At 62.7% G+C, this 16,447-nt stretch carries 29 protein-coding genes; all 29 read right to left on the bottom strand.

Translation table 11 applies throughout. The features are described 5' to 3' along the window. Positions 1-137 precede the first annotated feature (137 nt). Positions 138-557: a 50S ribosomal protein L17 gene (rplQ, locus tag NOG11_RS03140; RefSeq protein WP_256618173.1), complete on the bottom strand. Its 420-nt coding sequence runs from the start codon at positions 555-557 to the stop codon at positions 138-140. 213 nt (positions 558-770) lie between these two features. Next, on the bottom strand, positions 771-1,787 hold the full coding sequence (locus NOG11_RS03135; RefSeq protein ID WP_256618172.1) for a DNA-directed RNA polymerase subunit alpha: 1,017 nt from the start codon (positions 1,785-1,787) through the stop codon (positions 771-773). Positions 1,788-1,833: 46 nt separating this feature from the next. Then, complete coding sequence (gene rpsK / locus NOG11_RS03130; RefSeq protein WP_256618171.1) at positions 1,834-2,229, bottom strand: 30S ribosomal protein S11; 396 nt, start codon at positions 2,227-2,229, stop codon at positions 1,834-1,836. Then, on the bottom strand, positions 2,229-2,597 hold the full coding sequence (gene rpsM, locus NOG11_RS03125; RefSeq protein WP_256618170.1) for a 30S ribosomal protein S13: 369 nt from the start codon (positions 2,595-2,597) through the stop codon (positions 2,229-2,231). The genes rpsK and rpsM overlap by 1 nt, the downstream gene beginning before the upstream one ends. 147 nt (positions 2,598-2,744) lie before the next feature. Continuing rightward, a complete protein-coding gene (locus tag NOG11_RS03120; protein WP_256618169.1) occupies positions 2,745-3,326 on the bottom strand; it encodes an adenylate kinase in 582 nt (193 codons plus the stop codon). Next, positions 3,323-4,672 (bottom strand): preprotein translocase subunit SecY, encoded by a 1,350-nt coding sequence (gene secY, locus NOG11_RS03115; RefSeq protein ID WP_370468201.1) that lies wholly within the window; start codon positions 4,670-4,672, stop codon positions 3,323-3,325. The genes NOG11_RS03120 and secY overlap by 4 nt, the downstream gene beginning before the upstream one ends. Continuing rightward, entirely contained in the window at positions 4,669-5,145 is a 477-nt protein-coding gene (locus NOG11_RS03110; protein WP_256618168.1) for a hypothetical protein, read from the bottom strand. Before NOG11_RS03110 ends, secY begins: the two co-directional genes overlap by 4 nt. Before the next feature lie 40 nt (positions 5,146-5,185). Next, entirely contained in the window at positions 5,186-5,695 is a 510-nt protein-coding gene (rplO, locus tag NOG11_RS03105; RefSeq protein ID WP_370468219.1) for a 50S ribosomal protein L15, read from the bottom strand. 210 nt (positions 5,696-5,905) lie between these two features. Further along, positions 5,906-6,088 carry a 50S ribosomal protein L30 gene (gene rpmD / locus NOG11_RS03100; protein ID WP_370468218.1) on the bottom strand — a complete coding sequence of 61 codons (183 nt, stop codon included), beginning with the start codon at positions 6,086-6,088 and terminating at the stop codon, positions 5,906-5,908. Between the two features lie 92 nt (positions 6,089-6,180). Further along, entirely contained in the window at positions 6,181-6,771 is a 591-nt protein-coding gene (gene rpsE, locus NOG11_RS03095) for a 30S ribosomal protein S5 (protein WP_256618166.1), read from the bottom strand. A 10-nt stretch (positions 6,772-6,781) separates the two neighbouring features. Next, positions 6,782-7,144 carry a 50S ribosomal protein L18 gene (gene rplR, locus NOG11_RS03090; RefSeq protein ID WP_256618165.1) on the bottom strand — a complete coding sequence of 121 codons (363 nt, stop codon included), beginning with the start codon at positions 7,142-7,144 and terminating at the stop codon, positions 6,782-6,784. Positions 7,145-7,147: 3 nt separating this feature from the next. Beyond that, a complete protein-coding gene (gene rplF, locus NOG11_RS03085; RefSeq protein WP_256618164.1) occupies positions 7,148-7,681 on the bottom strand; it encodes a 50S ribosomal protein L6 in 534 nt (177 codons plus the stop codon). Positions 7,682-7,683: 2 nt separating this feature from the next. Then, a complete protein-coding gene (gene rpsH, locus NOG11_RS03080) occupies positions 7,684-8,082 on the bottom strand; it encodes a 30S ribosomal protein S8 (protein WP_256618163.1) in 399 nt (132 codons plus the stop codon). Positions 8,083-8,097: 15 nt separating this feature from the next. After that, positions 8,098-8,403, bottom strand: a complete 306-nt coding sequence (gene rpsN, locus NOG11_RS03075; protein ID WP_256618162.1) for a 30S ribosomal protein S14 — start codon at positions 8,401-8,403, stop codon at positions 8,098-8,100. 59 nt (positions 8,404-8,462) lie between these two features. Continuing rightward, on the bottom strand, positions 8,463-9,023 hold the full coding sequence (rplE, locus tag NOG11_RS03070; RefSeq protein ID WP_256618161.1) for a 50S ribosomal protein L5: 561 nt from the start codon (positions 9,021-9,023) through the stop codon (positions 8,463-8,465). Further along, a complete protein-coding gene (rplX, locus tag NOG11_RS03065; protein WP_256618160.1) occupies positions 9,016-9,330 on the bottom strand; it encodes a 50S ribosomal protein L24 in 315 nt (104 codons plus the stop codon). The genes rplE and rplX overlap by 8 nt, the downstream gene beginning before the upstream one ends. Beyond that, positions 9,331-9,699, bottom strand: a complete 369-nt coding sequence (rplN, locus tag NOG11_RS03060) for a 50S ribosomal protein L14 (RefSeq protein WP_256618159.1) — start codon at positions 9,697-9,699, stop codon at positions 9,331-9,333. Between the two features lie 45 nt (positions 9,700-9,744). Further along, positions 9,745-10,002: a 30S ribosomal protein S17 gene (gene rpsQ / locus NOG11_RS03055; protein WP_256618158.1), complete on the bottom strand. Its 258-nt coding sequence runs from the start codon at positions 10,000-10,002 to the stop codon at positions 9,745-9,747. Beyond that, positions 9,995-10,240, bottom strand: coding sequence for a 50S ribosomal protein L29 (rpmC, locus tag NOG11_RS03050; RefSeq protein ID WP_256618157.1), 246 nt, complete (start codon positions 10,238-10,240; stop codon positions 9,995-9,997). Before rpmC ends, rpsQ begins: the two co-directional genes overlap by 8 nt. Then, on the bottom strand, positions 10,240-10,659 hold the full coding sequence (rplP, locus tag NOG11_RS03045) for a 50S ribosomal protein L16 (RefSeq protein WP_256618156.1): 420 nt from the start codon (positions 10,657-10,659) through the stop codon (positions 10,240-10,242). The genes rpmC and rplP overlap by 1 nt, the downstream gene beginning before the upstream one ends. Before the next feature lie 9 nt (positions 10,660-10,668). Next, on the bottom strand, positions 10,669-11,394 hold the full coding sequence (rpsC, locus tag NOG11_RS03040; RefSeq protein ID WP_256618155.1) for a 30S ribosomal protein S3: 726 nt from the start codon (positions 11,392-11,394) through the stop codon (positions 10,669-10,671). Continuing rightward, complete coding sequence (gene rplV, locus NOG11_RS03035) at positions 11,394-11,771, bottom strand: 50S ribosomal protein L22 (protein WP_370468200.1); 378 nt, start codon at positions 11,769-11,771, stop codon at positions 11,394-11,396. The genes rpsC and rplV overlap by 1 nt, the downstream gene beginning before the upstream one ends. Positions 11,772-11,773: 2 nt before the next feature. Then, positions 11,774-12,052, bottom strand: a complete 279-nt coding sequence (gene rpsS / locus NOG11_RS03030) for a 30S ribosomal protein S19 (protein ID WP_256618153.1) — start codon at positions 12,050-12,052, stop codon at positions 11,774-11,776. Positions 12,053-12,055: 3 nt separating this feature from the next. Then, entirely contained in the window at positions 12,056-12,895 is an 840-nt protein-coding gene (gene rplB, locus NOG11_RS03025; RefSeq protein WP_256618152.1) for a 50S ribosomal protein L2, read from the bottom strand. Positions 12,896-12,899: 4 nt separating this feature from the next. Further along, complete coding sequence (locus NOG11_RS03020) at positions 12,900-13,199, bottom strand: 50S ribosomal protein L23 (protein WP_256618151.1); 300 nt, start codon at positions 13,197-13,199, stop codon at positions 12,900-12,902. Next, entirely contained in the window at positions 13,196-13,813 is a 618-nt protein-coding gene (rplD, locus tag NOG11_RS03015) for a 50S ribosomal protein L4 (RefSeq protein WP_256618150.1), read from the bottom strand. The genes NOG11_RS03020 and rplD overlap by 4 nt, the downstream gene beginning before the upstream one ends. Next, the gene (rplC, locus tag NOG11_RS03010; protein WP_370468217.1) at positions 13,813-14,724 is read right to left on the bottom strand and encodes a 50S ribosomal protein L3; all 912 of its coding nucleotides are present in this window, start codon (positions 14,722-14,724) and stop codon (positions 13,813-13,815) included. Before rplC ends, rplD begins: the two co-directional genes overlap by 1 nt. Positions 14,725-14,751: 27 nt before the next feature. Beyond that, positions 14,752-15,063, bottom strand: coding sequence for a 30S ribosomal protein S10 (rpsJ, locus tag NOG11_RS03005; RefSeq protein WP_256618149.1), 312 nt, complete (start codon positions 15,061-15,063; stop codon positions 14,752-14,754). 115 nt (positions 15,064-15,178) lie between these two features. Continuing rightward, positions 15,179-16,354 (bottom strand): elongation factor Tu, encoded by a 1,176-nt coding sequence (gene tuf / locus NOG11_RS03000; protein WP_256618148.1) that lies wholly within the window; start codon positions 16,352-16,354, stop codon positions 15,179-15,181. Positions 16,355-16,447: the final 93 nt, after the last annotated feature.

Here is a 16,447-nt window from a genome sequence, read left to right as displayed (position 1 = left end):
CATTTGAGGCGCTGCCGCCCCCGGCGTCTAGCGCCGTGAGCAGCCTTCACCAGCGCGCCCGCCCCGCCTTATTCGGACAAGAAAAAACGCCGCACGGAGAACCGGACGGCGCTCTCAAAATCAGTTCGGTGTGAAGCTTACGCCTCGTCGTCCTCGACCAGCTTCATGGTCGGGCCGCTGTCCTGACCCTTGGCAGTCTCGTCGCGGTCAACGAACTCGATGACGGCGCGGGGCGCGTTGTCACCGAAGCGGAAGCCCGCCTTCATCACGCGGGTGTAGCCGCCGTTGCGCTCCTGGTAGCGAGGGCCGAGCGTGTCGAAGAGCTTGCCGACCATCTCTACGTCGCGGATCTTCGAGATCGCCTGGCGACGAGCGTGAAGGTCGCCCTTCTTCGCCAGCGTGATCAGCTTGTCGGCGATCGGCTTCAGCTCTTTGGCTTTGGGCAGCGTCGTGACGATCTGCTCGTGCTTGATGAGCGAGGCCGCCATGTTGGCGAACATCGCCTTGCGGTGGCTGGCGGTCCGGTTCAGTTTGCGGTGCGCAATGCCGTGGCGCATGGGTTACTCTCCACTACTCCGGCACCGCCGGATGGTTTGGGTATTGTCTGAAGGCGCGCGAATGGCACATTCAGCAACAAATGGAAAGACTGTCCCCTCTCCCCAAATCGAAGATTTGGACCTCTCCCGAGGGAGAGGTAGGAACAGACCTCAACTCCTAGCCCTCACCTCTCCCTTGGGAGAGGTCGGCAGCTTGTCTGCCGGGAGAGGGGTTTAGCTCTGGTCCTCGAACTTGCGGGCCAGCTCCTCGATATTGTCCGGCGGCCAGTCCGGCACGTCCATGCCGAGATGGAGGCCGAGGGAGGCCAGGACCTCCTTGATCTCATTCAGCGACTTACGGCCGAAGTTCGGGGTGCGAAGCATCTCGCCTTCGGTCTTCTGGATGAGGTCGCCGATATAGACGATGTTGTCGTTCTTCAGGCAGTTGGCCGAGCGCACGGAAAGCTCGAGCTCGTCGACTTTCTTGAGGAGCGCTGCGTTGAAGAGGAGTTCCTCCTCCTTCTCGCCGCCGGTCTCGGCCTTGGGCTCGTCGAAATTGACGAAGATCTGGAGCTGATCCTGGAGGATACGCGCCGCATAGGCCGCAGCGTCCTCAGGCGTCACCGCGCCGTTGGTCTCGATGTCGAGGATCAGGCGGTCGTAATCGAGGACCTGACCCTCACGGGTGTTCTCGACCCGGTAGGAGACACGGCGCACGGGGCTGTAGAGGCTGTCCACCGGGATCAAGCCGATGGGCGCGTCCTCAGGACGGTTACGATCGGCAGGCACGTAGCCCTTGCCGGTGTTGATCGTCAGCTCCATGCGCAGATCGGCGCCCTCGTCGAGGGTGCAGATGACATGGTCCTTGTCGAGGATCTCAATATCCGCGGTCTCTTGGATGTCACCCGCCGTGACGACGCCGGGACCTTGCTTGTGCAGGGTCAAACGCTTCGGACCGTCGGCGTGGCTACGCAGGGCGAGCTGCTTGATGTTCAGCACGATGACAGTGACGTCCTCGCGAACACCGGGGATCGAGCTGAACTCGTGCACCACACCGTCGATCTGCACCGCGGTGACGGCAGCGCCCTGCAGCGAGGACATCAGGATACGGCGGAGCGAATTGCCGAGGGTCAGACCGAAGCCGCGCTCGAGCGGCTGGGCCACGATGGTCGCCTTGCGCTCAGGGTCAAAACCCGGCTGCACTTCGAGCTTCTGCGGCTTGATCAGCTCCTGCCAGTTCTTTTCTAGCATAGGTTCTCCTATGGGGCGCTCAGGGCGCGCCCCGGCCCATCGGAAATTAGACCCGGCGGCGTTTGCGGGGGCGGACGCCGTTGTGCGGGATGGGGGTCACGTCCTTGATGGTGGTGACCGTCAGGCCAGCGGCCTGAAGTGCCCGCAGCGCGCTCTCACGACCCGAGCCGGGACCGCGAACCAAGACGTCGACCGAGCGAAGACCGTGCTCCATCGCCTTCTTCGCGGCATCCTCGGCAGCCATCTGAGCCGCGAAGGGGGTCGATTTGCGCGAGCCCTTGAAGCCCATGTGACCGGCAGTGGACCAGGAGATCGTGTTGCCCTGGGCGTCCGCGATGGTGACGTGGGTGTTGTTGAAGGAGGCGTTCACGTGAACGACGCCGGAGTGGATATTCTTGCGCTCGCGGCGGCGGGGAGCTGCGCGTTGGGGCTGACGTGCCATTACTTCTTCTTCCCTGCGATGGGTTTCGCCGGGCCCTTACGGGTGCGGGCGTTGGTGTGGGTGCGCTGACCACGGACCGGAAGACCGCGGCGGTGGCGCAGGCCGCGATAGCAGCCGAGATCCATGAGGCGCTTAATGTTCTGCGCGTTCTCGCGGCGAAGATCACCCTCCACCGTGTAGTCGGCGTCGATGGTCTCGCGGATGCGCAGCACCTCGGCGTCGGTCAGATCCTGGACCCGGCGGGAGGTATCAAGACCGATCTTCTCGACGATCTCCATCGCCTTCGAAGGGCCGATGCCGTGGATATAGGTCAGCGCGACATGGACGCGCTTGTTGTTGGGGATGTTCACACCGGCGATGCGGGCCATCGGGTTCCTCTCTTGCGGGTGCGCCGAAGAGGCGCGGATGTCAGCTTCGGACGGGGGATACGCCAAAGGCGCCGTTCACGTCCATGCGTGCGGAAAATGCGGGTCTAAAGCCTGTCCTGCCTTTGTCAAGCACAGACCCGAGTTAGTTCAGGTAGCGAGCGCCCTCTCGATGGACTTGGTGACATCCTCGATCGGCTGCATCCCGTCGACCTTCTTCAGAAGCCCCTGCTTCTCATAGTAGGGCACCAGCGGCGCGGTCTGCTCGTTATAGACGGCGAGGCGCTTGCGGAAGGTCTCCTCATTGTCGTCGGTGCGGACCTCACCGCCTGAATCCTTGGTCTGCTGGATGCGGGAGTTGAGCCGGTTGATCAGCTCCTCGTCGTTCACCGTCAGCTCGAGCACCACGTCCACCTGGCGGCCCGCTTTTTCGAGGAGTTCGTCGAGAAGCTCGGCCTGGCGCACCGTGCGGGGGAAGCCGTCGAGGAGGAAGCCGTTGCGACAGTCCTCCATGGCGATGCGCTCGCCGATAATACCGGTGACGATCTCGTCCGAGACCAGATCGCCCGCATCCATCACCGCTTTGCACTTCTGACCGAGCTCGGTTCCCGCTGCGATGGCGGCGCGGAGCATGTCGCCGGTGGAGAGCTGGGGGATGTGCTGCTTCGCCGCCACCATCTTGGCCTGGGTGCCCTTCCCGGCTCCAGGCGGTCCCAAAAAGATGACGATCATCGGCGCGCTCCCCTCAGCTTCGACTTCTTGATGAGCGACTCGTACTGCTGTGCCAAGAGGTGGCCCTGAATCTGCTGCACCGTATCGAGGGTCACCGTCACCACGATGAGAAGCGATGTCCCCCCTAGATAGACTGGGATGGCATCGTACTGCATCCGCAAGAACTCCGGCATCAGGCAGACGAAGGTCAGATAGGCCGCGCCGATGCAGGTGATCCTGGTCAGCACGTAGTCGATATACTCCGCCGTGCGCGCACCGGGGCGGTAGCCCTGAATATAGCCTCCATACTGCTTGAGGGTGTCCGCCGTGTCCTCAGGATTGAAGACGATGGAGGTGTAGAGGAAGCAGAAGAAGATGATCCCCGCCCCGTAGATGGCGATGTAGAGCCAGCTGCCGGGCGTGATCGAGCCTACGAGGTCCTGGAGCCAGAGCGGCGCATCCGTACCGATGGCACCTTGGGCGGTGGCGGGCAGGAAGAGGAGCGAGCTCGCAAAGATCGGCGGAATGACGCCTGCGGTGTTGAGCTTGAGCGGCAGGTGGCTCTTCTCGCCCTGAGTCATCTTGTTGCCCTGCTGACGGCGAGGGTACTGGACCAGGAGCCTACGCTGCGAGCGCTCCATGAAGACCACGAAAGCGATCAGCGCGATGGCGAGGCCGATGACTAAGAGCACCACGAAGACCGGCAAGGCGCCGGTCGAGCCAGAGGTCAGAAGGCCGGCGGCCGCCCTAGGCAGCTCGGCAATAATGCCGGCGAAGATGATCAGCGAGATGCCGTTGCCGATACCGCGCGCGGTGATCTGCTCACCGAGCCACACCAGGAACATGACGCCGCCGACCAGAGTGATGACGGTGGAGGGAATGAAGAACGGACCGGCATTGGGCACGATCGGCAGACCGCCCGGCGCCGTCTGCCCCGCCACCGTCGCCGCGATGAAATAGCCTTGTACCACCGCCAGGAAGACTGTGAGGTAGCGCGTATACTGGTTGATCTGACGGCGGCCGCTCTCGCCCTCCTTCTTGATCGCCTCCAAGGAGGGGATCAGCGAGGACATCATCTGCATGATGATCGACGCCGAGATATAGGGCATGATGTTGAGAGCGAGGATCGCCATCCGCTCCGTCGCCCCGCCCGAGAAAAGGTTGAACGTCCCGAGAAGGCCGCCGGTCTGGGTCTGGAACAGCTCGGCAAACGCCACCGGATCGACGCCGGGGATCGGGATGAACGTGCCGAGCCGGTAGACGATCAGGGCACCGAGGGTGAAGAGGATACGCTTACGAAGCTCGTCCGCCTTGGCAAAATTGCCAAAGGAGAAGTTCGAAGCCATTTGTTCTGCGGCTGAGGTCATATCGCTAATTGAACTCCGTTCGCGCCCTTGGCTATCAGGCGTCTCGCCATCTCTTCTTCTGCCCAGCGCGCCTTCTTCTTGAAACGCCCGCCTAACGACTGGCTTCCGATCAAGCCAAAAGCGGCAAAGGCAAGGGATATGGCTATATCAGTACCGTCCACCGCAACATCGCCATTCACCCAGCCGGACTGCCATCCGAAAAGGAGGGCGTAGGAAAAGCCGCCGACTAGAAAGAAGATACGTATGGCAACGACCTGAACCGGCAGCACCGACACCGCAATAATTTTCGTGTCCGGACCTTCCTTGACCAATCGGCCCTTGAGAACGTTTCGAACAGCGTTGCGCCCTCTGCGGTAGAGGGGCGGCACGAGTTTGAAGCGGTCGGACCCGATCCTCGACAGAAGATGGCTGTAGTGATCCATCACCCACAGATTGAGCTGACGTTCGCAATCCTCGGTCGATAGAGAGGTCACCAAGCGCATCTCATACCTGGGGGCTAGGGAGAGCACCTACCTACTTCTTCTTGGCCTTCTTCGCTTCTTCGCGTTCCTTGCCGCGAAGGCGCTTGGTCTTCTCGGGGCGGGTCATGGTGACCGAGCCGCCTGCCTTCTCGATGGCTTCGCGGGCCGAGGCGGTGGCGTAAGTCACGGTGACGTCGAGCTTGGAGGAGACTTCGCCGGAGCCGAGGAGGCGCAGGCCATCCTTCTTATTGCGGACGAGACCGGCTTCGACGAGGCCGTCCTCGGTGATCGAAGAGTGCCCGGCATCGGCGGCAGCCTGCAGCGTCGCCAGGCTGATCTCGACAAAGGTCTTGGCGCTTGGGTTGTTGAAGCCGCGCTTCGGCAGACGCATGTGGAGCGGCATCTGGCCGCCTTCGAAGCCGTTGATGGCGACGCCCGAGCGGGATTTCTGACCTTTGACACCGCGGCCACCGGTCTTGCCGATGCCGGAGCCGATACCGCGGCCAACGCGCTTACGCTCCTTGCGGGCACCGGGGTTGTCACGAAGGTCGGTGAGACGGATGCTCATGATATTTCCTTTCGACTGTGCGGGCACCCTGTGGGTGTTCATCCCTCGCCTGTTGTTGGTCTTGCCTGAGCACTAGGCTCAGAAACAGCAAAGTCTCTCCCTGGGGAGAGACCGATATCTTCGATATCGAGAGAGGGGAGAAATGGAAAGCCCCTCTCCCCAAATCGAAGATTTGGACCTCTCCCGAGGGAGAGGTAGTTGGCTCTACTTCGCCGCCTCTTCGCCGACGATCTCCACCATGTGGCGAACCTTGCGGACCATGCCGCGGATAGCAGGCGTGTCCTCGAGCTCGCGCTCGCGGCCGATCTTGCCGAGGCCGAGACCCTTGAGGGTTGCGCCTTGGGAGGCCTCGCGACGTATGGGCGAGCCGGTCTGACGCACGGTGATGGTACCGCGGCCTTCGGACTTCGCCTTCTCGGCGCCTTGGTTCTTCTCGACCACGCGGCCGCGGCCCGTGGTTTTCTTCTCGTAGTCAGCCATCAGCCTGCATCCACTGCCGTCGCGTCAGCCTGCACCGCAGCGCGGCGCGAGATGAGCTCGGACACTTTGAGGCCGCGCTTCGCCGCGATGGAGCGGGGGTTGGCCTGCTCTTTCAGAGCATCCACCGTGGCGCGGACCATGTTGTAGGGGTTCGAGGTGCCGATCGACTTGGCGACCACGTCTTGGACACCGAGCATCTCGAAGACGGCGCGCATCGGACCGCCGGCGATGACGCCGGTACCCGGAGGCGCCGTGCGGATGACGACCTTGCCGGCACCGTGACGGCCTTGGGCGTCGTGGTGCAGAGTGCGGCCATCGCGCATCGGGACCTTGATCATGTTGCGCTTGGCTTCCTGGGAAGCCTTGCGGATCGCCTCGGGCACTTCGCGTGCCTTGCCCTTGCCGTAGCCGACGCGGCCCTTTTGGTCACCGACCACCACGAGAGCGGCGAAACCGAAGTTCTTGCCGCCCTTCACGGTCTTGGCGACGCGGTTGATCGCAACGAGGCGGTCCTGGAACTCGTCCCGCTCTTCCTCGCGATTGCCGCCGCGACGACGGCGGTCACCACCTTGTCTGGGTTCTCTTGCCATCGTTCAGTCCTCAGAATTTCAGACCGCCCTCGCGGGCGGCATCGGCCAGGGCTTTCACCCGGCCATGGAACAGGTAGCCGCCGCGGTCGAAGACGACATTCTCGACACCGGCAGCCTTGGCGCGCTCGGCGACCAGGGCACCGACCTTGGCGGCAGCCTCGGCGGTCGAACCCTTGGAGCCTTCGCGGAAGTCCTTCTCCAGCGAGGAGGCCGAAGCGAGGGTCTTCCCGGCCAGATCGTCGATGATCTGGGCCGCGATGTTCTTGCCGGAGCGGTAGACGGACAGACGAGGACGTCCGCCCGCACGTTTGGCGACTGCAGTCCGGGTACGGCCTGCGCGCTTCTTGAGCTTTGCAATTCGGGTAAGAGGCATGGCTTACTTCTTCTTCCCTTCTTTGCGGAAGATGTACTCACCTTCGTATTTGACGCCCTTGCCCTTGTAGGGCTCGGGGGGACGGAAGCCGCGAATTTTCGCAGCGGTCTCGCCGACCGCCTGCTTATCCATCCCGGAGATCTCGATCTCGGTCGGCTTGCCGACCTTGATGTCGATGCCTTGCGGCGGCTCGAACTCGACGTCGTGGCTGTAGCCGAGCGCCAGAACCAGGGTCTTGCCCTTCATCTGTGCACGGTAGCCGACGCCGACCAGTTCCAGCTTCTTGGTGAAGCCGGAGGTCACGCCTTCGAAAACATTGGCGATCCGCGTGCGGCTCATACCCCACATGGAACGCGCTTCCTTGGACTTGTTGACCGGGGTGACGGTGACGCCATCATCGGTCTGCTCGACCAGACAGAGATCGTTGACCACGAACTCCATCTGACCCTTCGAACCCTTGGCGGAGACGGTCTGGCCATTGACCTTGACGTCGACGCCGGAGGGGACGGGAACGGGCTTCTTACCAATCCTCGACATGATCAGTACACCTGACAGAGAACTTCGCCGCCGACGTTCTGTTCGCGCGCGACCGCGTCGGACATCACGCCTTTGGGCGTCGAAAGGATGGAGATGCCGAGGCCGTTGCGGACGGGCTCGATATCGCTGACCGACGAGTAGACTCGGCGGCCCGGCTTGGAGATACGGCGGATTTTGTTGATCACCGGATCGCCTTCGAAATATTTCAGCTCGATCTCGAGATCGGCCTTGTTGTTGTCATGCTCGACGCGGGTGTAGCCGCGGATGAAGCCTTCCGCCTGGAGCACGTCGAGGACGCGCTGGCGCAGCTTCGAGGCGGGGCTGATCGTCTTCCGCATGCCGCGCATCTGCGCGTTGCGGATACGGGTCAGCATATCGCCGAGAGGATCACTGATCGACATGGAACCTGTTCCCCCTTACCAGCTCGACTTGACGAGGCCGGGGATCTTGCCGAGCGAGCCGAGCTCACGCAGCGCAATCCGCGACATCTTCAGTTTACGGTAGTAGCCGCGCGGACGCCCGGTGACGAGGCAGCGGTTGCGGATACGGGTCTTGGACGCGTTCCGGGGAATCTCGGCGAGCTGCATGGCTGCCTTGAACTTGTCCTCGGGCGACGCTTCCTCGCTCTTCATGATGCCCTTGAGGCGCTCGCGCTTGGCATCGTACTTCTCGGCGAGACGGCGACGCTTGAGGTCCCGTTCGACCATAGCCTTTTTAGCCATCTGATCTCCTTTTCCGGCCTTTTCCCGGCCCCGCCGGGAAGTACCGAAGATGAGCCTTCCTACTTGCGGAAGGGGAAGTTGAACTCTTTGAGCAGCGCACGGGCGTGCTCGTCATTATCGGTCGTGGTGCAGACGATGATGTCCATACCGCGCTGGCCCTCGACCTTGTCGTAGTCGATCTCGGGAAACACGATGTGCTCCTTGAGGCCCATGGCGAAGTTGCCGCGACCATCGAAGCTCTTCGGGTTCAGACCGCGGAAGTCCCGGATGCGAGGCATGGCGATGGTGATGAGGCGGTCAAGGAACTCGTACATGCGGTCCTTACGCAGCGTCACCTTCACACCGAGGGCCATCTCCTCACGCACCTTGAAGCCGGCGATGGACTTCTTGGCGGTGGTAACCACCGGCTTCTGACCGGCGATGGCCTGCATCTCGTTGGCCGCGTTCTCGATCGACTTACGGTCGTTAACCGCATCGCCGACGCCCATGTTGAGGACGACCTTTTCCAGCTTGGGGATCTGCATCTCATTGGCGAGCTGCAGCTCTTCCTTCAGCTTGGCGCGGATCTCGGAGACGTATTTCTCCTTAAGGCGCGGGGTGTAGTCTTTGGTCTCAGACATCGAGAGCCTCCCCGGAGCGCTTGGCCACGCGGACCTTCTTGCCGTCGCGGATCTCGAAGCCGACGCGGGTCGGCTTGCCGTCCTTGGGGTCCTTCAGCGCCACGTTCGAGACATGGATCGGCGCCTCGGTACGCTGCAGGCCGCCAGCGGATTGCTGCGTCGGCTTGGTGTGCTTGGTAATCATCTGGCAGCCCTGGACGAGGACCTTGGAGTCCTTCGGGAACACCTTGAGGACTTCACCCTCGGCGCCCTTGTCCTTGCCCGCCAGGACGACGACCTTGTCGCCCTTCTTGATGCGCGCGGCCATTTACAGAACCTCCGGAGCGAGGCTGACGATCTTCATGTGGCCGGAGCGGCGAAGCTCGCGCGTCACCGGGCCGAAGATACGGGTGCCGATCGGCTCCTTGTTGTTGTTGATGATGACGGCGGCGTTTCCGTCGAAACGGATGACCGAGCCGTCGCGGCGTTGGATGTCTTTCGCAGTGCGGACCACAACGGCCTTCATCACCTGGCCCTTTTTGACGCGGCCGCGCGGCATGGCTTCCTTGACCGACACCACGATGATGTCGCCCACGGAAGCGTATTTCCGCTTGGCCCCGCCAAGGACCTTGATGCACTGCACCCTCTTGGCGCCGCTATTGTCGGCGACGTCGAGGTTCGTCTGCATCTGGATCATGCGATCCTCCTCTTTGCCCCGGGGAAACCGGGTGCAAGCTCAAACTTAACCTTCGGCCGAAGCTGCCTCGGCAGTCTCGGTGTAGAGTTCCCAGCGCTTCAGCTTCGACTTCGGCGCGCACTCGATGATCTGAACGACGTCGCCGACCTTTGCGGAGTTGGCTTCGTCATGGGCGTGATAGCGCTTGGAGCGCCGCACCACCTTCTTCAAGAGCGGGTGCAGATAGCTACGGTCCACGCGGACCACAACGGTTTTCTCGCCCTTATCGGAAACGACAGGGCCTTGAAGAATACGTTTAGGCATCCTTGTCCTCTTTCACTTCCGCCGGCTTGGTCCGGGCGGGGGCTTCACTGTCCTTGCGGCGCTCGGTCTGTGCCGTCTTGATACGAGCGATGTCGCGGCGGACCTCACGCACCCGGTCGGTCTTTTCGAGCTGACCGGAGGCGCGCTGGAAGCGCAGGTTGAACTGCTCCTTCTTGAGGTCGAGCAGCTTCGCCGTGAGCTCGTCGTCGCTGAGGTCGCGAACTTCCTGAGCGTTCATTATGCACCCTCCCCGATCCGCTTGACGACGCGCGTCTTGATCGGAAGCTTGGCGGCGCCAAGAGCCAGCGCCTCGCGGGCGATGGGCTCGGGCACGCCGTCGATCTCGAACATGATCCGGCCGGGCTTCACCTTGCAGACCCAGCGGTCCACCGAACCCTTACCTTTACCCATCCGAACTTCCGTCGGCTTGGCCGTGACGGGGACGTCGGGGAAGATACGGATCCAGACGCGCCCTGCCCGCTTCATGTGGCGGGTGATGGCTCTCCGGGTGGCTTCGATCTGACGGGCGGTAACCCGCTCGGGCTCCACGGCCTTGAGGCCGAAGGAGCCGAAGTTCAGCTCGGTGCCGCCCTTGGCGGTGCCTTTGATCCGGCCCTTATGCTGTTTACGGAACTTCGTCCGTTTCGGCTGTAGCATGTGACCCTCTTATGCGTTCTCGCGGCGACGCGGACGACGCTCACGGTTCATTTGCGGGCCGCCGGTCTGGGCTTCGACCAGGCGGCGCTCATGGGCGGTGGGGTCGTGCTCGAGCACTTCACCCTTGAAGACCCAGACCTTGATGCCGATGGCGCCGTAGGTCGTACGAGCCGTCGCGATACCGTAGTCGATGTCGGCGCGCAGCGTGTGAAGCGGCACGCGGCCCTCGCGGTACCATTCGGTCCGAGCGATCTCGGCGCCGCCAAGACGACCTGCGCAGTTCACGCGGATGCCGAGGGCACCCATGCGCATGGCGGTCTGAATGGCCCGCTTCATGGCGCGGCGGAAGCTGGCACGACGCTCGAGCTGCTGCGCGATGTTCTCGGCGATCAGCGTGGCGTCGGTCTCGGGCTTGCGGATCTCGACAATGTTGAGAACGGTCTCCGAGGACGACATCTTGGAAAGCTCCTGGCGGAGCTTCTCGATGTCGGCGCCCTTCTTGCCGATCACCACACCCGGACGGGCCGAGTAGATGGTGACGCGGCACTTCTTGTGGGGACGCTCGATGATGATCTTCGAGACACCGGCATTGGCGAGGCGCTTCAGCAGGTAGTTCCTGATCTGAAGGTCTTCGTGGAGCAGGTCGCCGTAAGCACCCTTCGGCGCGTACCAGCGGCTGTCCCAGGTGCGGTTGATCCCCAGACGGAGACCGATCGGGTTAACTTTCTGACCCATTATGCAGTCTCCTTCTCGCGGAGCTTGATGGTGATCTCGGCGAAGGGCTTCTTGATCCGGCCGACGCGCCCGCGAGCACGGGGACGGAAGCGCTTCATGACGAGGTTCTTGCCGACGAAAGCCTCTTCGACGACCAGCGCGTCGATATCGAGATCGTGGTTGTTCTCGGCGTTGGAGATGGCACTCTCCAGTACGCTGAGCACCTCGCGGGCAACGCGCTTGCGGCTGAAGAGAAGCTCGTTCTTCGCCTGCTCGACCTTCTTACCGCGGATCGATTGGGCGACGAGGTTCATCTTCTGCGGAGACGTCTTGATCATGCGACCTTTCGCGATCGCCTGATTTTCCTCACGCCGGGACGGGTTTTTCATCTGTCCCATGCTTATCTCCGCTTCGCCTTCTTGTCCGCACCGTGACCATAATAGGTCCGGGTCGGGCTGAACTCGCCGAGCTTGTGTCCGACCATGTCTTCGGTGACGTGGACGGGGATGAACTTCTGGCCGTTATAGACGTTGAAGGTCATCCCGACGAAGTTCGGCAGAATGGTAGAGCGGCGCGACCAGGTCTTGATCCCGCCTTTGTGCTTGCCTTCGTCAGCCTCGGCCGCCTTCTTGAGGAGGTACCGATCGACGAAAGGTCCTTTCCATACGGAACGCGGCATCTGTTAGCGTCCTTTCCGTTTCGCGTGGCGCGAGCGAACGATCAGACGGTCGGTCTGCTTGTTGCTCCGCGTGCGTTTACCTTTGGTGGGTTTGCCCCACGGGGTGACAGGGTGACGACCGCCCGAGGTACGGCCTTCGCCGCCGCCATGGGGGTGGTCGATGGGGTTCATGGCCACACCGCGAACCGCCGGGCGCTTGCCCAGGTGACGCTTGCGGCCAGCCTTACCGAGGACCGTGTTCGAGTGGTCAGGGTTCGACACCGCGCCGATGGTGGCGCGGCAGTCACCATGGACCAGACGGACCTCGCCGGACTTGAGCCGGAGAAGCGCGTAGTCGCCATCGCGGCCGACGAGCTGAACATAGGCACCGGCGGAGCGGGCGATCTGCCCACCCTTGAGCGGCTTCAGCTCGACATTGTGCACGATCGTCCCGACAGGAACGTTCTTGAGCGGCATGGCGTTGCCGGGCTTCACGTCGACGCGGTCGCCGGAGACGACCTTGTCGCCCACGGCCAGACGCTGCGGCGCGAGGATGTAGGACTTCATGCCGTCGCCATACTGAATGAGCGCGATGAAGGCCGTGCGGTTCGGGTCGTACTCGATCCGCTGCACCTCGCCGATCGCATCATAGCGCTGACGCTTGAAGTCGACATGGCGATAGAGACGCTTGGCACCGCCGCCCTGACGGCGAGCGGTGATGCGGCCATTATTGTTGCGCCCGCCGTTCTTGGTCAGGCCCTCGGTCAGGCTCTTCTCGGGACGGCCCTTCCACAGCTCCTTACGATCGATGGTGACCAGGGTGCGGCGGCCGGGCGAAGTCGGGTTGTATGTCTTCAAAGGCATGGTTCTAGAGCCCCGTCGTCACGTCGATGCTGTCGCCATCCACGAGGGTGACGACCGCCTTCTTCACGTCGGACCGCGTGTAAGGGCGTCCACGGAAACGCTTGGACTTGCCCTTATTGATCAGCGTGTTCACCTTTTTCACCTTGACGTCGAAGAGGGCTTCGACGGCTTCGGCGATCTCGGGCTTCGACGCGGACAGCGGTACGCGGAAGACGTACTGATTGTTCTCGGCACCGAGGGTCGCCTTCTCGGTGATGATCGGTGCCGTGATGGTGTCGTAGTGCTTGGCCGTCGCTTCGGTCATGCGAGCCTCGCTTCCAGACCTTCGACCGCAGCCTTGGTCAGGACCAGTTTGTCGTGTTTCAGGATGTCGTAGACGTTCGCACCGGCCACCGGGAGAACGTTCACGCCTTGGATGTTCTTGGCCGCCCGAGCGAAGTTCTCATCGAACGTGCCGTCCATGAAGAGCGCGCTTTTGAGCTCGTGATGCTTCAGCTTGCTGACGAGCTCGGACGTCTTCGCCTGATCCAGCTTCGCCTCATCGATCACGATCAGCTCGCCGGCGGTCTGCTTGGCGGAGAGGGCGTGACGCAGGGCCAGCTTACGGACCTTCTTCGGCAGATCGGTCGCGTGGCTGCGCGGACGCGGGCCATGGGCCACACCGCCGCCGCGGAACTGGGGCGCCTTCTTGGAGCCGTGACGCGCACCGCCGGAACCCTTCTGACGGACAATCTTGCGGGTCGAACCGCGCACGTCGCCGCGTTCCTTGGTGGCGTGGGTGCCCTGCTGGCGCTTGTTCATCTGCCAGATTACATAGCGGTGCAGCAGATCCACACGGGGCTCAAGGCCGAAGATCTCGTCCTTCAGCGTAGCCGCGCCGGACTTGTCCGCGCCGAGCTTGATGACATCGACTTCCATCAGCTCTTATCTCCCGAACCGGCATCCGCTCCGCCGCCGGCGCCGTCCATTTCGGCGCCGTCGACAGAACCTGCCTCTTTATCCTTGCCCTCGTCCTCTTCGACCGGCGCCTCATAGGCACCGACGGGGGTCTTCTCACCGGCCTCGGCCAGCATCGACTCCTCTTCGGGGGCGTCTACTTCTTCGTTGGGCGCCGCGAACGCACCGGGACGCGGTGCATCCTCGGGCAGCGCCTTCTTGATGGCATCCTTGATCAGAACCCAGGAGCCAGCGGAGCCAGGCACCGCGCCCTTGATCAGGACCAGCCCGCGCGCGACGTCGGTCTTGACCACTTCGAGATTCTGGGTGGTCACGCGGACGTCGCCCATGTGACCGGCCATCTTCTTGCCTTTGAACACCTTGCCGGGGTCCTGGCACTGGCCGGTGGAGCCGTGCGAACGGTGGCTGATCGAGACACCGTGCGAGGCACGGAGGCCGCCGAAATTGTGGCGCTTCATGCCGCCGGCAAAGCCCTTACCGATCGACGTGCCGACCACATCGACGCGCTGACCGGCAATGAAATGGTCCGCCGTCATGGTCGAGCCGACCTCGATCATGGCGTCCTCGGGCACGCGGAACTCAGCAAGCTTACGCTTGGGCTCCACTTTCGACTTGGCGAAATGGCCGCGCAGCGGTTTGCTGACCCGCTTCACCTTGACGGTGCCGGCACCGAGCTGGAGGGCGGTGTAGCCGTCGCGCTCCACGGTGCGGTGGCTGACCACCTGACAGTTCTCGAGGCTGACCACCGTGACCGGCACATGGGTGCCTTCGGCGGTGTAAAGACGCGTCATGCCGAGCTTCTTGCCGATCAGACCGGTGCGCGCCTGATGTTGGGCGGGCAGCGGCTGAGGCCGGTGCTGGGTCTTGCGCATCTGCTGACGTTCCGTGACGGACATCGCTTACGCTCCCAGTTTGATCTCGACGTCGACGCCTGCGGAGAGGTCGAGCTTCATCAGCGCGTCGATGGTTTGCGGGGTCGGCTCCACGATATCGAGGACGCGCTTATGGGTGCGCATCTCGAACTGCTCGCGCGACTTCTTGTTGACGTGCGGCGAGCGAAGGACCGTGTACCGATCGATATGGGTGGGAAGCGGGATGGGGCCGCGCACCTGCGCGCCGGTCCGCTTGGCCGTGGCGACGATCTCCTTGGCGGAGGTATCGAGCACACGGTGATCGAAGGCCTTGAGCCTGATCCGGATGTTCTGTTGCATTCCTAGTCCTTGCGACTGGGCTCATGGGTTCGGCCTTCGGACCACAGAGGAGCTGGTTCTGTAAAAGAAACGGCGGACCGCAATGCACTGCGGTCCGCCGCCTGTAAAGGCCTTGTTACTCGACGATCGAAGAAACGATGCCGGCGCCGACGGTGCGGCCACCTTCGCGGATAGCGAAGCGGAGCTTCTCTTCCATGGCGATCGGCACGATCAGCTCGACGTTCAGGTTCACGTTGTCACCGGGCATGACCATCTCGGTACCCTCGGGAAGGGTGCAGATGCCGGTCACGTCGGTCGTCCGGAAGTAGAACTGCGGACGGTAGTTGTTGAAGAACGGGGTGTGGCGGCCGCCCTCTTCCTTGGTCAGGATGTAGGCTTCGGCCACAAACTTCGTGTGCGGGTTCACGGAGCCCGGCTTGCAGAGCACCTGGCCGCGTTCGACGCCCTCGCGGTCGATACCGCGGAGGAGAACACCCACGTTGTCACCGGCTTCACCGCGATCAAGCAGCTTGCGGAACATCTCGACGCCCGTGCAGGTCGTCTTTTTGGTGTCGCGGATACCGACGATTTCGAGCTCGTCGCCAACGTTCACCACACCGCGCTCGACACGGCCAGTCACAACCGTACCGCGGCCGGAGATCGAGAATACGTCTTCGATCGGCATGAGGAAGGTCTGGTCGACCGGACGCTCAGGAGTCGGAATATACTCGTCGACCTGAGCCATCAGCTCCTTGATCTTCTCTTCGCCGATCTCCGGATCGCGGCCTTCGAGGGCAGCGAGAGCCGAGCCCGCGATGATCGGAATGTCGTCGCCTGGGAACTCGTAGGAGGAGAGAAGCTCACGCACTTCCATCTCGACGAGCTCAAGAAGCTCCTCGTCATCGACCTGGTCGACTTTGTTCAGGAAGACGACGATGGCAGGCACGCCGACCTGACGGGCGAGCAGGATGTGCTCACGGGTCTGGGGCATCGGGCCGTCGGCGGCGTTCACGACCAGGATCGCACCGTCCATCTGGGCGGCACCCGTGATCATGTTCTTCACATAGTCAGCGTGGCCGGGGCAGTCGACGTGGGCGTAGTGACGGCCGTCGGTCTCGTACTCGACGTGGGCGGTCGAGATGGTGATGCCGCGCTCACGCTCTTCCGGCGCGCCGTCGATCTCGTCATAGGCACGGAAGTCACCAAAGTACTTGGTGATCGCAGCCGTCAGCGTGGTCTTGCCGTGGTCGACGTGACCGATGGTGCCGATATTGGCGTGCGGTTTTGTCCGCTCAAACTTTTCCTTAGCCATCTTAAGTCTCCGTACCGCTAAGTTCTTCGTTTACTCACTGCCTCTGTCAGTAACCGGAGGACCGCACCTTGCCTGAGCGTGGCGGCCCCCGGT

Origin of the sequence: Parvularcula maris (genome assembly GCF_024505085.1) — a bacterium.
Lineage (GTDB): Bacteria > Pseudomonadota > Alphaproteobacteria > Caulobacterales > Parvularculaceae > Parvularcula > Parvularcula maris.
This window is presented reverse-complemented; position numbering and strand designations above follow the sequence as displayed.